Annotated in this window: 11 protein-coding genes; 6 read left to right on the top strand and 5 right to left on the bottom strand. The window is 71.2% G+C overall.

Annotated elements, in window-relative coordinates; genetic code table 11:
* Positions 1-9 precede the first annotated feature (9 nt).
* The 6 genes from EOE66_RS19680 to EOE66_RS19660 all read left to right on the top strand — a co-directional run bounded on the left by EOE66_RS19680 (position 10) and on the right by EOE66_RS19660 (position 7,963).
* Complete coding sequence (locus EOE66_RS19680) at positions 10-3,267, top strand: efflux RND transporter permease subunit (protein WP_128230438.1); 3,258 nt, start codon at positions 10-12, stop codon at positions 3,265-3,267.
* The gene (locus tag EOE66_RS19675) at positions 3,264-4,736 is read left to right on the top strand and encodes an efflux transporter outer membrane subunit (protein WP_128230437.1); all 1,473 of its coding nucleotides are present in this window, start codon (positions 3,264-3,266) and stop codon (positions 4,734-4,736) included. The genes EOE66_RS19680 and EOE66_RS19675 overlap by 4 nt, the downstream gene beginning before the upstream one ends.
* 27 nt (positions 4,737-4,763) lie before the next feature.
* Positions 4,764-5,393, top strand: a complete 630-nt coding sequence (locus EOE66_RS19670) for a GNAT family N-acetyltransferase (RefSeq protein ID WP_245479116.1) — start codon at positions 4,764-4,766, stop codon at positions 5,391-5,393.
* A 342-nt stretch (positions 5,394-5,735) separates the two neighbouring features.
* Positions 5,736-6,110 carry a nuclear transport factor 2 family protein gene (locus EOE66_RS19665; RefSeq protein ID WP_164885188.1) on the top strand — a complete coding sequence of 125 codons (375 nt, stop codon included), beginning with the start codon at positions 5,736-5,738 and terminating at the stop codon, positions 6,108-6,110.
* Between the two features lie 67 nt (positions 6,111-6,177).
* Complete coding sequence (locus EOE66_RS22300) at positions 6,178-6,300, top strand: hypothetical protein (protein WP_259376401.1); 123 nt, start codon at positions 6,178-6,180, stop codon at positions 6,298-6,300.
* A gap of 82 nt (positions 6,301-6,382) precedes the next feature.
* Positions 6,383-7,963, top strand: coding sequence for a methyl-accepting chemotaxis protein (locus EOE66_RS19660; RefSeq protein WP_128230435.1), 1,581 nt, complete (start codon positions 6,383-6,385; stop codon positions 7,961-7,963).
* On the opposite strand, the gene EOE66_RS19655 is transcribed toward EOE66_RS19660, so the two are convergent.
* The 5 genes from EOE66_RS19655 to EOE66_RS19635 form a co-directional block, all read right to left on the bottom strand.
* Positions 7,956-8,327, bottom strand: a complete 372-nt coding sequence (locus EOE66_RS19655) for a hypothetical protein (protein WP_128230434.1) — start codon at positions 8,325-8,327, stop codon at positions 7,956-7,958. The genes EOE66_RS19660 and EOE66_RS19655 overlap by 8 nt on opposite strands.
* Before the next feature lie 68 nt (positions 8,328-8,395).
* Positions 8,396-11,554, bottom strand: coding sequence for an efflux RND transporter permease subunit (locus EOE66_RS19650; RefSeq protein WP_128230433.1), 3,159 nt, complete (start codon positions 11,552-11,554; stop codon positions 8,396-8,398).
* A 15-nt stretch (positions 11,555-11,569) separates the two neighbouring features.
* Positions 11,570-12,700 (bottom strand): efflux RND transporter periplasmic adaptor subunit, encoded by a 1,131-nt coding sequence (locus EOE66_RS19645; protein WP_128230432.1) that lies wholly within the window; start codon positions 12,698-12,700, stop codon positions 11,570-11,572.
* A complete protein-coding gene (locus EOE66_RS19640) occupies positions 12,700-13,332 on the bottom strand; it encodes a hypothetical protein (RefSeq protein ID WP_128230431.1) in 633 nt (210 codons plus the stop codon). Before EOE66_RS19640 ends, EOE66_RS19645 begins: the two co-directional genes overlap by 1 nt.
* The gene (locus EOE66_RS19635; protein WP_128230430.1) at positions 13,329-14,606 is read right to left on the bottom strand and encodes a TolC family protein; all 1,278 of its coding nucleotides are present in this window, start codon (positions 14,604-14,606) and stop codon (positions 13,329-13,331) included. The genes EOE66_RS19640 and EOE66_RS19635 overlap by 4 nt, the downstream gene beginning before the upstream one ends.
* Positions 14,607-14,672 lie beyond the last annotated feature (66 nt).

Genomic DNA, 14,672 nt, shown 5'->3' with positions numbered 1-14,672 from the left:
GTCGCGCGCATGGACATCTCGCGCTTCTTCATCGACCGGCCGCGTTTCGCCGCCGTGCTGTCGATCTTCGTCTTCCTGCTCGGCCTGCTGGCCATCTTCCGCCTGCCGGTGTCGGAGTACCCCGAGGTCGCGCCGCCGCAGATCGTGGTGCGGGCGCAGTTCCCCGGCGCCAACCCGCGCGTCATCTCCGAGACGGTGGCCACGCCGCTGGAAGAGCAGATCAGCGGCATCGAGAACCTGCTGTATTTCGACTCGCAGGCCACCGCCGACGGCGGCATGACGCTGACCGTGACGTTCAAGATCGGCACCAGCCCCGAGGCGGCCGAAACCGCGGTGCAGAACCGCATCAACCGCGCGCTGCCGCGCCTGCCCGAGATCGTGCGGCAGATCGGCGTCACCACCGAGAAAAGCAGCCCGAACCTGACCCTGGTGGTGCACCTGGTCAGCCCCGACAACAGCCGCGACGCGCTGTACCTGCGCAACTACGGCCAGCTCAACGTGCGTGACGAGCTGCTGCGCATCCCCGGCATGGGTTCGGTGATCCTCTTCGGCGCCGGCGACTACGCCATGCGGGTGTGGCTCGATCCGACCAAGCTCGCTGCCCGCAACCTCACCACCGCCGAGGTGGTGGGCGCCATCCGCGAGCAGAACGCGCAGGTGGCCGCGGGCACCGTGGGCGCGCCGCCCGCGCCCAAGGGCACCGAGTTCCAGCTCGCGGTGAACACGCAGGGTCGCCTGAGCACCGAGCAGGAGTTCGCCGACATCATCGTGCGCGCCGACCCGGCCACGGGGGGCCTGATCCGCATCCGCGACATCGGCCGCGTCGAGCTCTCGGCCGGCAACTACGCGCTGCGCAGCCTGCTCAACAACAAGGAGGCTGCGGCCATCGCCATCTTCCAGGCCCCGGGCAGCAACGCGCTGGCGCTGAGCAACGACGTGCGCAAGGCCATGGAGCGGCTCAAGGCGGGCTTCCCGGTGGGCATGGACTACGACATCGTCTACGACCCCACGCGCTTCGTGCAGACCAGCATCGAGAAGGTGGTGGTCACGCTGATCGAAGCCGTGCTGCTGGTGGTGCTGGTGGTGATCGTCTTCCTGCAGACCTGGCGCGCCTCGATCATCCCGCTGCTGGCGGTGCCGGTCAGCATCGTGGGCACCTTCGCCTTCCTGCTGCTGCTGGGCTACTCGATCAACACGCTCACGCTCTTCGGCCTGGTGCTGGCCATCGGCATCGTGGTCGACGATGCCATCGTGGTGGTGGAGAACGTCGAGCGCAACATCGAGGCCGGGCTGAGCCCGCACGACGCGACGGTGAAGGCCATGCGCGAGGTCTCCGGGCCCATCATCGCCATCGCGCTGGTGCTGTGCGCGGTGTTCGTGCCGCTGGCTTTCGTGCCCGGGCTCACGGGGCAGTTCTACAAGCAGTTCGCGGTGACGATCGCCATCAGCACCGTCATCTCGGCCTTCAACTCGCTGACACTCAGCCCGGCGCTCAGCGCCATCCTGCTGCGCCCGCACGATGCGCCGAAAGACCGGCTGACGCGGGGCATCGATGCCGTGCTCGGCGGCTTCTTCCGCGTCTTCAACCGCTTCTTCCACCGCGCCAGCGAGGGCTACGGCAACGGCGTCACGCGGGTGGTGCGGCGCAAGAGCGTCTCGCTGCTCGTCTACGCGGTGCTGCTGGGCGCGGCCGGGCTGCTCTTCATGCGCATTCCCGGCGGCTTCGTGCCGGCGCCTGACAAGCAGTACCTGATCGGCATCGCGCAGCTGCCCGCCGGCGCCTCCATCGACCGCACCGAGGCCGTGATCCGCCAGATGAGCGACATCGCGCTGAAGGTGCCGGGCATCGTGGATTCGGTGGCCTTCCCGGGCCTGTCCATCGCCGGGTTCTCGGCGGCGCCGAACGAAGGCATCGTGTTCTTCGGCCTGGCTGATTTCGAGAAGCGCACCACGCCCGATCTCAGCAAGGGGGCGATCCTGGGGGCCGTGAACGGGGCCATCCAGCAGATCGAGGGCGCGCGCATGTTCGTCGTGCCGCCGCCGGCGGTGGACGGGCTGGGCAATGCCGGCGGCTTCAAGCTGCAGGTGCAAGACCGCGCCGGCCTCGGCGAGCAGGCCCTCTTCGGCGCGGTGTGGGGCACGCTGGGGCAGGTGTACGGCAACCCGAAGTCGAGCATCGGCACGCCCTTCTCGGGCTACGACATCAACGTGCCGCAGCTCTACGCCAACGTCGACCGCACCCGTGCCAAGCAGATGGGCATCCGCCTGTCGGACATCTACGACACGATGCAGGTGAACCTGGGCTCGCTCTACGTCAACGACTTCACCCAGTTCGGCAAGACCTACCAGGTGGTGGTGCAGGCCGATGCGCCCTTCCGCGCCGACGCCAGTGCCATCACCAACCTGAAAACGCGCAACGCGGCGGGCGAGATGGTGCCGCTGGGCGCGCTGATGACGGTGCAGCCCACCTTCGGGCCGACGCGCGTGACGCGCTACAACGGCTACCCCTCGGCCGACATCAACGGCGCGCCGAACCTGGGTTTCTCGTCGAGCCAGGCCGAAGCCGAGATCGAAACGCTGCTGCAGCGCACGTTGCCGCGCGGCATGAGCTACGAGTGGACGGAGCTGACCTACCAGGACCGCCTGACACGCGATTTCGCCATCCCCGGCACCACCTGGAAGGTGCCGGTGCTGGCGGCCGTGCTGGCCATCAGCGTGCTGCTGGTCATCCTGGTGCTGGCGGCGCAGTACGAGAGCTGGAGCCTGCCCATGGTCATCGTGCTGATCGTGCCGATGGGCATCCTCTCGGCGCTTTTCGGCGTGTGGGTGTCGAGCTTCCCGCCCTTCATGCAGCCGGGTGACCTGAACATCTTCACGCAGGTGGCGCTGGTGGTGCTGGTGGGGCTGGCCTGCAAGAACGCCATCCTCATCGTCGAGTTCGCCAAGGAACTGGAAGACCAGGGCGAGCAGATGCTGGACGCCGTCATCCACGCCTGCCGCATGCGGCTGCGGCCCATCCTGATGACGAGCATCGCGTTCTGCGCCGGCGTCATTCCGCTGATCCTGGGCAGCGGGGCGGGCAGCGAGATGCGGCGCGCGATGGGCATCGCCGTGTTCTCGGGCATGGTGGGCGTCACGCTCTTCGGCATCTTTCTCACGCCCGTGTTCTACGCGCTGCTGCGCGCCCGCCGTGCGGCGCGCCTGCAGGCGCCGCCAGACGTGCCGCCCGAGGCACCTCCCACCCTGGCCCAGGGAGACCGGCCATGAGCGCGCGCAAGTCCAACGCCCTGCCGCGCGCAGCGTTGCTGGCCCTGGCGGCCGCTGCGGTGGCCGGCTGCACGACCGTGGGCCCCGACTACCAGCGCCCGGCGCTGGCGCTGGACAGCGGCTTCGTCGGTGCCGGCACCCCCGCGCTCGATGCGCGGCAGCCGGCGGAAGACATCGCCACGTTTTGGCGCGGGTTCGGTGACCCCAAGCTCAACGCGCTGATCGAACGTGCCGTCGTCGCCAACGGCGACGTCCGCGTGGCGCAAGGCCGCCTGCTGGAAGCGCGCGCCGGGCAAGACGAGGCCGAGGCCGCGCTGCGGCCGGGCGTGGGCCTGGACAGCAGCGCCACGCGGGCCATCCGGCCGCTCACGCAGCAGCCCGGCACCCCGCGCAGCACGCGCACGGGCAGCACCTTCGACGCCAGCTTCCTGGCGCAGTGGGAGCTCGATCTCTTCGGCCGTCTGCGCCGGGGCAGCGAGGCCGCATCGGCCCTCTCGGCGGCCGGGCAGGCCCAGGTGCACGCGGCACAGACTTCGGTGGCCGCCGAGGTGGCGCGCAACTACCTGGAGCTGCGCGGCCTGCAACTGCGCCTGCAGGTCACCGTGGTGAGCCTGGCCAACCAGCGCGAGTCGCTGCGCATCACGCAGGCCCGCGTGGAGGCCGGTCGCGGCACGCAGCTCGACCTGGCGCGCGCGCAGTCGCTGGTGGCCAGCACCGAGGCCGCCTTGCCGGCCCTGCAGACCGCGGCCGAGCGCACCGTCTTCCGCCTGGCCACACTCACGGCGCAGGCGCCCCGCGCGCTGCTGGCCGAGCTGTCGCCGGCCACGCCCATGACCGCGCTGCCCGCCCTGCCCGTCACCGACCTCGCGAAGCTGCCCGTGGGCACGCCCGAACAATGGCTGCAGCGGCGGCCGGACGTGATCGCAGCCGAAAGGCAGCTCGCCGCGTCCACCGCGCTCATCGGCGTGGCGCGGGGCGAGCTCTACCCGCGCCTGTCGCTCTCGGGGCTGCTGGGGCTCAACGCGGCGTCGCTCTCCAGCCTGGGCCGGGGTGAAGCGGCCCGCTACTCGCTCGGCGCGGGCTTGAGCTGGACGCCCTTTGACCTGGGCGCTATCCGCTCGCGCATCCGCGCCAGCGAAGCGCGCGCGCAGCAGAGCCTGGCCGGCTTCGAGCAGGCCGTGGCTGTGGCGCTGGAGGAAACGGAAGGTGCCTTCAGCAGCTACACGCGCAGCGCGGAGCGGGCCGCCCAGCTCGAAGCGGCCGCCCGCAGCGCCGACGAGGCCGCCGGCCTGGCCCGTGCGCGCTACGAGGCCGGCGTGAGCGATTTCCTGCCCGTGCTCGACGCCGAGCGCGAAGCGCTGGGCTACCGAGACCAGTGGGTGCAGGCGCAGGTCGGCACGGCCACGTCGCTGGTGGCGGTGTACCGCGCCTTGGGCGGTGGCTGGCGGGCGGGGCAGGCGGCGAATTGAGCAGGCTTGGGGTGCTGTGCCGGCGCAGTGGCCCGCGTCGACAATCTGGCACCAACACTGCACAGACCGATGCCGCTCCATTTCGAAACCGCGGACTTGGCCGTTCGGGACATTCAGGCCGAGGGCGTGCCGGCCCTGCAGGCGCTGTTTGAAGCGAACCCGGACTACTTCGTCACGGTCAACGGCCGGCCCCCCGAGCCCGACGAGGCGCAGCGGGAGTTTGAAGAGTTTCCGCCCGCGCACCTGCCTTACGGCACCCGCTGGTTCGCCGGCGTGTTCGACCGCGCAGGGGCCTTGCGCGGCTCGCTGATCCTGGTGTCGGACCTGCCGGCCCGCGGCGTCTGGCACACGGCCTTGTTCTTCCTCGCGCAGGAACTCAGGGGCACCGGTGCGGCCCTGGCCTTGCACCAGGCGCTGGAAGCCAAGGCCCGCGAGGGCGGCGCGCACTGGCTGCGTCTGGCCGTGATCGAAGGCAACGGGCGCGCCGAACGCTTCTGGGCGCGGTGCGGCTACCAGGCCGTGCGCGTGCGCGACATCGTCGATGCGAGCGGCCAGCCCCGCAAGGCGCGCGTCATGGTCAAGCCGCTGCACGGCGGTTTGCTCGCCGACTACCTGCAGCGGGTGCCGCGTGACCACCCCGATTCGTCCCTCCCCTGAGGCGCGTCAGGCCCCGCGCGTGGGTGCGGGCCCCGGACGTGCAAACCTTCGGGCCACCCATGCGCCCACCGCAAGGTCAGCGGCCAGCACCACGCCGGCTTGCCGGGCGGCCTTGAAGGCCAAGCCCTGCCGCGCAGAGGCGTCCTGCGCTGATGCATGGGCCGAAATGCTGGGCAGCTTGCGCTGGACACCATCGCCCGGCCTTGCAGGGCACTCCTGCAGGGGTGCATCGATGCGCCCGCCTGCCCCTTGGCGCTGTGGCCTTCAAGCGGCACTTCGACGAAAACACGGGATGGTCTGTCAACCTCCGTGCACTGGCTGCTTCCAGCCCTCGAACCCGCGATGAATGATGTTCAGTCCGAGCTGGAACACGCAGAAGAAATGCTCAGAGCCGCCATGCTGGCGGCCGACGTCGAGAAGCTGGACGCGCTGATCGAGGAGGACCTGCTCTTCGTCGGCCCCACCGGCAGCTTGCTCTCCAAAGAGGCGGATCTCGGTCTCTACCGTTCAGGCGAGCAACGCATGAGCGCCATCGACCTGCAAGAGCGCCACTTTCGCATCGGTACGCAGGCCGCTGCGGTGAGCTCGCTGGCCTTTGTCGTTGGCAGCTTCAAGGGGCAGGGCTTTCAAGGGCACTTCCGCTACCTGCGCTTCTGGCATCGATCGACCACGGGCTGGAAGCTGGTTGCTGGCAGCGTTTCACAGGTGGACCGATAGCGCGCTGGCGGCTGCATGGGCCCGGCCCCGGGTGCGGCCCCTCGCTCGTTGCTGCAGATGCCGCCTGGTGCTGCTCGATCGGCCGCATCCGAGCCACACCGTCGAACGGCTGCTGGCCTTGATTCAGGACCGGGAGGCCCAGCCTGACGAACCGGCTGCGGTGCTGGCGCTGCCTTTGTCGGTCGCTTGAGGGCAGCCCTTCTGGGCAGTCTTGCCCTGCCTGCTCGGCCTTCCGATACCCAGGGAGTCACAAATCACCCCAGAGAGAAAACATGAAACTCAGCCTCAAGCTGCCGCTCGCCTTCGGCCTTGCGCTTCTGCTGGCACTCGGCGCTTCGCTCTACGGCGTCTACAGCCTGAACCAGTCCATCGCCCACTACGCCACCGAGGTTCGAGCCGCCAGTGCGGGTGCGTTCAGCGCGCGGCGGCTCGAGTCCTTGTTCAAGACCCAGGTGCAGGAGTGGAAGAACGTCCTCCTGCGTGGCAAGGATCCCCAAGCCCTCGACCGGCATTGGGGCGCCTTCGTGCAGTCCGAGCGTGATGTGACCGAGGCTGCGAAGGCGCTGCTGGCGGCCTTGCCCGAAGGCCCCGCGCGCAAGCGCCTGGCGCAGTTCACCGCAGCTCACGCCAGCATGGGCCAGGGCTACCGCCGTGCGTTCGATGCCTTCCTGGCCGCAGAGCGCGACCCCGTGGCGGGCGACGGTGCGGTGCGGGGCATGGACCGCGAGCCGGCCAAGCTGCTGGCCGAAGTGGGTGAGATGCTGGCTGCGTCCGGCGCGGCCACCGCGGCCCAGGCCCACGCGGACGGCCAGCGTGCCACCGTCATCAGCTTGACGCTGATGGGGGTGGTGGGTGTGGCGACCCTGCTGGGCGCGGTGGGCTTCAGCCGAACGATCACAAGCCGGCTGGGTGGCGAACCCGAAGCGGCTGCCGATCTGGCCCGTGCGGTGGCACAGGGTGACCTGACGGTGCACATCGACCTCCAGGCCGGCGACCGCAGCAGCCTGATGGCGCAGCTGAAGGCCATGCAGGAGGGTTTGGTGCGGGTGGTGAGCGACGTGCGCAGCAACGCCCAGAGCGTGGCCTGCGGCAGTGCGCAGATTGCCCAGGGCAATGCCGACCTGAGCCAGCGCACCGAAGCACAGTCCGGCGCGCTGCAGCAGACCGCCGCGACGATGGAGGAACTGGACACGACGGTGCGCAGGAACGCCGACCATGCACAACGGGCCAACCAGCTGGCGCAGTCCGCTTCGTGCGTGGCGGTGCGGGGCGGCGAGGTCGTGGGCCAGGTGGTCGAGACCATGCGGGACATCAGCGAACGCTCACGCAAGATCGCCGACATCATCGGCACCATCGATGGCATCGCCTTCCAGACCAACATCCTCGCGCTGAACGCGTCTGTGGAATCTGCGCGCGCTGGCGAGCAGGGGCGCGGCTTCGCGGTGGTGGCCAGCGAGGTGCGCAGCCTGGCCCAGCGCAGCGCAGCGGCGGCCAAGGAGATCAAGAGCCTGATCGGCGCCAGCGCCGAACGCGTGGAACAGGGCATGGCACTGGTCGACCAGGCGGGCCGGACCATGGGGGAGGTGGTGAGCTCGATACGCCGAGTGACCGACCTCGTGGGCGAGATCAGCGCGGCCTCGCAGGCGCAGAGCAGCGGTGTGGCGCAGGTGGGTCAGGCTGTCGGGCAGATGGACCGAAGCACCCAGCAGAACGCTGCGCTGGTGGAACAAAGCGCCGCCGCCGCCGAAAGCCTGAACAGCCAGGCGAGCAAGCTGGTGGAGGTGGTCAGCGTCTTCAAGCTGGCCCAAGACCGGCACGCTCTGGCGCCGGGCGGCGCCCATTCGCTCACTTGATGGTGAAGCGCACCGTCAGGGCCTTCTTGGCCGGTGTCGTCAAGGCGGCCACGGCCTTGGCGCCAGGCGGCAGCTTCACGCCCTTGGCTTCCAGCCTGTCGCCGGCCACCACCAGTTCGGCCTCCGATTTCTCGGTGCCCTTGAGCACGGTCAGCTTGCCGGTCATGCCGGTGGGCGCCAGGGGCTTGCCATGGTCATCGATGTAGATCGCAGCGCCGGCGGGCGTGCCCACCAGTTCGAAGTTCAGGTCGTTGGCCTTGGCCACCACCCCGCCATGCCGGGCCTTGGCTTCGCCGTGGGCCCAGGCCGCATTGAACGACAGCGCCGACAGCGCCAGCACCACACAGGTCAACCGCTTGTTCATCATCAATTCCGTTTCTCCAGGGGGCGCGGCGCACTCGAACAGGCGGCGCCGCCGGGCCTGATTTCAACTCAATAGGCTTCCTCGGCCGCTGCCTCGCCGGCCGGTGCGGGGTGCTCGGGCCGGGTCAGGCGCTGGGTCGCTTTCTCTCCGAACATCCAGAACAGCACCGGCGTCAGCAGCGTGTCCAGCAGCGTCGAGCTGACCAGGCCGCCGAAGATCACCACAGCCACCGGGTGCAGGATCTCCTTGCCCGGGGCATCGGCCGCCAGCAGCAGCGGCGTCAGCGCGAAAGCCGCCACCAGCGCCGTCATCAGCACCGGGGTCAGGCGCTCCAGCGAGCCGCGCACGATCATGGCCTGGCTGAAGCTCTCGCCCTCGAACTTGCAGAGGTTGATGTAGTGGCTGACCTTCAGGATGCCGTTGCGCGTGGCAATGCCGGCCAGCGTGATGAAGCCCACCATCGAGGCCACCGACAGCTGCACCCCGGCGACCCACATCGCCACCACCGAGCCGATCAGCGCCAGCGGGATGTTGGCCATGATGATGCCGGCCAGCACGGCCGACTGGTAGCGCGAGTACAGCACCAGGAAGATCATCGCCAGCGACACCAGCGACAGGCCGGCGATCAGGCGCGTGGCCTGCTCCTGCGCCTGGAACTGGCCTTCCAGGCTGATGAAGTTGCCGCTGGGCAGCGCCTGGCCCTGGATGATGCGGCGGATGTCGGCGATCACGCCGCCCATGTCGCTGCCATCGGTGTTGGCGTAGACGACGATGCGGCGGCGCCCGTTCTCGCGGCCGATCTGGTTCGGGCCGTCGCTCTCTTCCACGCTGGCGATGCTGGACACCGGCACGCGGCCGGCCGGGGTGTCGATGAGCGTGCGTGCCAGGTCCTGCGGGCTGCGCTGGTTGTCGGGCAGGCGCAGCACCAGTTCGTAGCGGCGCGGGCCGTCCACGATCTGGGCGCCGTGCGCGCCGTCGGTCAGCGCCTGCAGCACGCGGATGGCCTCGCCCGGCGCCAGGCCCGCCTGGGCCGCCTTGCGGTGGTCCAGGCGCACGGTGATCTGCGGGATGAGCACCTGCTTCTCGACCGTCAGGTCCACCAGCCCCGGCACCTGCGCGAGCTGCGCGCGCATCTGCTCGGCCAGGCCGCGCAGCGTGTCGGTGTCGTCGCCGTAGATCTTCACCGCGATCTGCGCGCGCACGCCCGACAGCAGGTGGTCGAGCCGGTGGCTGATGGGCTGGCCGATGGCCACCTGCGCCGGCAGTGTCGACAGCCGCGCACGGATGTCGGCCATGATGGCTTCGCGGTCGCGCGCTGACCGCTTCAGGTCGACGTCGATCTCCGACGAGTGCACGCCCTCGGCGTGTTCGTCGAGCTCGGCGCGGCCGGTGCGGCGGCCCACCTGCGTGACCTCGGGCACCTGGCGGATCAGCGCCTCGGCCACGGCCCCCACGCGGTTGGCCTCGGCCAGCGAGGTGCCGGGCTGCATGATCAGCCCCAGCACCAGCGAGCCCTCGTTGAACGCCGGCAGGAAGGCGCGCGGGAAGAAGGGCACCGTGGCCGCGGCGCCGGCCACCGCCAGCACGGCCAGGGCGATCAACAGCCTGGCGCGGCCGAAGGACCACTGCAGCAGCCGGGTGTCCTGGCGCTTGAGCCAGGCCACCAGGGGGCTGTCGCCGTGGTCCAGCCGCTTCATCGTCGGCAGCAGGTAGGTGCACATCACCGGCGTCACCGTCATCGACACCAGCATCGAGGCGCCGATCGAGACGATGTAGGCGATGCCCAGCGGCGTGAACAGGCGCCCTTCGATGCCGGGCAGCGCGAACAGCGGCACGAAAACCAGCACCACGATGACGGTGGCATAGACGATGCCCGAGCGCACCTCCACGCTGGCGCGGCGCACCACCTCCAGCACCGACAGCGGGTGGCCCGCGGCCCGGTTCTGCTTCAGTCGGCGCAGGATGTTCTCGACGTCCACCACCGCGTCGTCGACCAGCTCGCCGATGGCGATGGCCAGGCCGCCCAGCGTCATCACGTTGATCGATTGCCCGAGCAGCTGGAAGACCAGCGCGGTCACCGCCAGCGACAGCGGGATGGCCACCAGCGAGATCACCGTGGTGCGCGCCGACAGCAGGAAGGCGAACAGCACGATGGCGACCATGATCGCGCCATCGCGCAGCGCCTCGGCCACGTTGCCGGTGGAGGCCTTGATGAAGTCGGCCTGGCGGAACAGCACCCGGGGCTCGGCCATGCCGGGCGGCAGGCCCTGCTTCAGCTCGGCCAGTGCGGCCTCGACCTGCGCGCTCAGCTTCACGGTGTCGGCATCGGGCTGCTTCTGCACGCTGACGATGACCGCGGGCAGGCCGTTGTAGCCGGCGTCGCCCCGCTTCAGGCCGGCCGCGAAGGAGACGCTGGCCACCTGCTCGAGCAGGATCGCACGGCCCTCCTTCCAGGCCACGGCCACGCCGGCCAGGTCCTCGAGCCGGTTGCTGCGCCCGACGTGGCGGATCAGGTACTCGCGGCTGTTGAGGTCGATGAAGCCGCCACCGGCGTTACCGGCATAGCCCTGCAGCGCCTGCTCCAGCTGCGTGAGCGAGACGCCGAACTGCGCCATGCGCGCCGTGTCGGGCGCGACGCGCAGCGTGCGCACCTCACCGCCGATGGGGATGACCTGCGAGACCCCCGCGATGGACAGCAGGCGCGGGCGCAGCACGAAATCGGCGTACTCCCGCGCCTGCATGGGCGTGGCCGCCGAGGGCTTGCCGTCGCCGGGCACGTTCGCCGATGTCAAGGGCAGCGCCACCAGCATGATCTCGCCCATGATCGACGAGACCGGCCCCATCACCGGCGTGATGTCGCCCGGCATCTGCGTGCGCACCAGCGCCAGCCGCTCGGCCACCAGCTGCCGGTTGCGGTAGATGTCGGTGCCCCAGTCGAACTCGGCGTAGACGATGGACAGGCCCACGCCCGAGGTGCTGCGCACGCGCGTGACGCCCGGCATGCCGTTGAGCGCCGTCTCCAGCGGAATGGTGACGAGCTGCTCCACCTCTTGCGGCGCCATGCCGCCGGCTTCGGTGAGCACGGTGATGACGGGCTTGTTGAGATCGGGGAAGACGTCGACCGGCGTTCGCCAGGCCGTCATCGCGCCGTAGACCATCAGCAGCGCCGCGAAGGCCAGCACGAACAGGCGGTTGTGCAGGCTGGTGCGGACGATCCAGTTGAACATGTGGGGCGCTCCGGTTCAGCGGATCTGCGCGATCAGCGGCGCGCCCTGCACCACGACGCGGTTGTCCGCGCCGAGGCCCTGGGTGACCACCACCGTGCGCGCGTCCAGCGGGCGGAACTGCACCGGCTGCGGGATGAAGCGCTCGGCGCCGGACTTGATCCAGACGATGGGCTCGTTGGACGGGTTGCGCACCACGGCCTGCGCCGGGAGCACCACGCCCTGGATGCGCTCGCGCGTCTGTGCAACCACCGTCACCGGCTGGCCGATGGCCACAGGCAGGCCTGCGCCGGGCTTGGCGCTGGACACCGCGAAGCTCAGCGGCAGCACGCCGTCGCGCAGCGCGCGCGCGGCGCCGACCAGGCGCAGCTGCACGTCGGGCAGGCCTTGCAGCGTAGCGCCGGCCACGCGCGCGGCCAGCGTCGCGTCGGCCGTGGTGGCCTCCACCAGCATGCGTGCGGGGTCGACCACCTCGAAGAGCACGTCGCGGGGCTCCACGACCTGGCCCATCACGATGTCGGCCCGCGCGATGACGCCGCTGACGGGGGCCGTCAATGCCTCACGCGCCACGAGGCTGGCCCCGATGCTGCGCTCGCGTTCAGCCAGGCTCGCGGCTTCGTTGCGCGCGGCCTCGATGTCCTTGCGGGGCACCGTGCCTTGCAGGCCTTCGAGGCGCTGCACACGCTGCTCGGCCAGCTGGCGCTGGGCGCGCAGCTCGGCCAGCTGGGCCTGCTGGGTGCCCAAGGCGTAGGGCTCGGCGTGGTGGCGCACGTAGGCCAGCACGTCACCGCGCCGCACCGCCTGGCCGGCCACCGGCAGCCCTTGCGGGCCCGGCTCGATGCGGCCGCCGTGCGCGGCCTGCACACGGCCGCTGGCGTTCGGGTCCATGACCACCCGGCCGGGCAGCTCGACGGTGGCCGCGGCCTCGGCCAAGGGCGCCAGCACCGTGCGGATGGCCATGCGCCGCTGGGCCAGCTTGGGCACGTTGACGCTGCCGTCGGGCAGGCGCGCCAGGCCCGAGGCGTTGACGGCCGGGCCCGGTGCGTCGAGGTGCTCGCCGTTGGGGCCGTGCGCGCCGGGGCCGGCCCAGGCCCAGGAGACGCCGAGCAGGGCCGCGGTGGCCAAGAGGAGGTGCAGGCGCTGCTTCATCACAGGGCCCCCTTCGGCTGGGCGGCCGTGTGGCGGCGCCAGCGCCACCAGGCCAGGCTGCCGAGCAGGCCCAGCGCGGCAATGCCGCCGCCTGCCCAGGCCGCGCGTTCCAGGCCGTGGCCGTGCACGTGATCGTCGTGGCCGTGTGCGCTGGCGGTGCCGGTGCCGCCTGCGGCTGCCGCCAGCGTGCCGTCGAGCAGGTCGCTTTCCGAGCCTGCCACCAGCGTGAAGACCAGCCCGTGTTCGCCAGGCGCGGCCAGCGCCTTCAGCAGGGCTGCATCGGTGACGGCGTAGTCGCCTTCCTCGGGCCGGAAGGCCGCCACCGCCTTCACCCCGCCACTCTCCACTTCGAGCCGCGCCCCCAGCACGGGCTCGTTCGTCTCGTAGCGGTCGACGAGGACGACCAGTTCGGTGGCGCGCAGCTCGGCCACCAGTTCGAAGGTTTCCGACTTCGCCTCCAGGCGTGGCAGGGCCGCGGCGGCCAGCACGGTGGTGGGGGCGTCGAGGTGTTCACCGTTGGGCCCGTGCGCGCCGGGCCCGGCCCAGCTGGCGGGGGGCAGCGCGAGCGGCAGCATCAAGGCCAGCGCGGCCAACGGGTGCGGGGTGCGGCGGCTTGGGGAAGTCATCTTCATGGGAGGCGTCCGAGGGCTTGTTGGAGGCGCGCGCGGGCCAGGCCCAGCGCGGCGGTCTGGCGGGCGGCGGTGCTGTCGGCCTGGGCTGCGGCGGCCAGAGCGCGCAGCAGCTCGGGCAGCGGCGTTTCGCCGGCGCGGAAGGATTTGTCCAGCAGGGCTGCGCGCTCGCGCAGGAGGCGGGCGCGCTGGGCCTCGGCGTCGAGCTGGGCCTGGGCCGAGCGTTGCGCTTCACGCGCCATGGCGATGTCGCTGTCGAGCCGCTCGCGCAGCCGCTGTTCGTGGGTCTGCGCGATGTCGAGTTCGGCCAGGGCCGCTGCTTCGAGCGGCCGGTTGCGCTCGTCGGTGCCGAAGGGCAGGCGCAGGCCGACGGAGACGCTGCCGCGCGCAGCCTCGCCGCGGCCCGGCGTGTCTTGGCGCACCGCCACCGTAAGCTCGGGCGCGTCGCGGCGCGAGTGGCGCAGCAGCGCCACGCGCTGGCGCGCCAGCTCGGTGGTCTGGCTGGCGAGTTGCCATTCGGGGTGGGGGGCTGCACCGGCTGCGTCGTGCAGGGCAGGCTCAGGCTCGGCGGCGTCTTCCGGGGCTGGCGGCGCCGTGAGCCCGGTCAACAGCCGCCAGCGGGCGTGTGCGGCCTGCAGGCGCTGGCGGGCATCGGCGCGGGCCGCCGTTGCGGCCAGCGCCTCGGCCTGCGCCGCCAGGCTGTCGGCGGGCGCCAGGTCGCCCGCCTGCACGCGCCTGACGACATCCTCGGCCAGCTGCCGCAGTGACGTGGCCAGCGCTTCGGCCTGCTCAAGCTCGGCCTGCTGGCCGGCCACCTGCCATGCCGCTTCACGCACCTCACCGGCAAGGCGCCAGCGCGCCACCTGCTCTGCCAGCCGCGCCTGCGCCAGGCCGGCATCGGCCACGCCGGTGCGGGCGCCACGCTGCCCGGGCAGCCACAGCGGCACGGCCAGGCCCATCTCGGTCTCGCGGCTGCCGGCACGGCCGTGCAGGCGGTCGTTGCGGTGGCTCAGCTCCAGCGCCGGGGCACCGGCCCAGAGGCTGCCGGCGGCGACGCGTTCGGCGTCGGCGCGGCTGCGCTGACCCTCGGCCTCGCGTGAGGCCACGGCGCGCAGCCAGGCGGCGTCCAGCGCGGTGCGCAGGGAGGCGTGGGCCTGGGCGGTGGCCGGCGTTGCGGCGCTCGGCGCGGCCGGCGATGCAGCCGGCTGCGCCCACGCGGGCAAGCCGGCCAGGCCCCCTGCGAGTGCGCAGGCGGCAAGCCTTGGAAGAACTTTCACGGTGTTCCTGACGTGTCGGCAGCCGAAGGGCGCTCGCCGGCGATGGCCTGTGGTGCCCGACGCGCC

This window comes from Rubrivivax rivuli (assembly GCF_004016505.1).
Taxonomy (GTDB): domain Bacteria; phylum Pseudomonadota; class Gammaproteobacteria; order Burkholderiales; family Burkholderiaceae_C; genus Rubrivivax; species Rubrivivax rivuli.
Note: the sequence above shows the minus strand (reverse complement) of the source record. Positions and strands in the feature narration are given on the sequence as shown.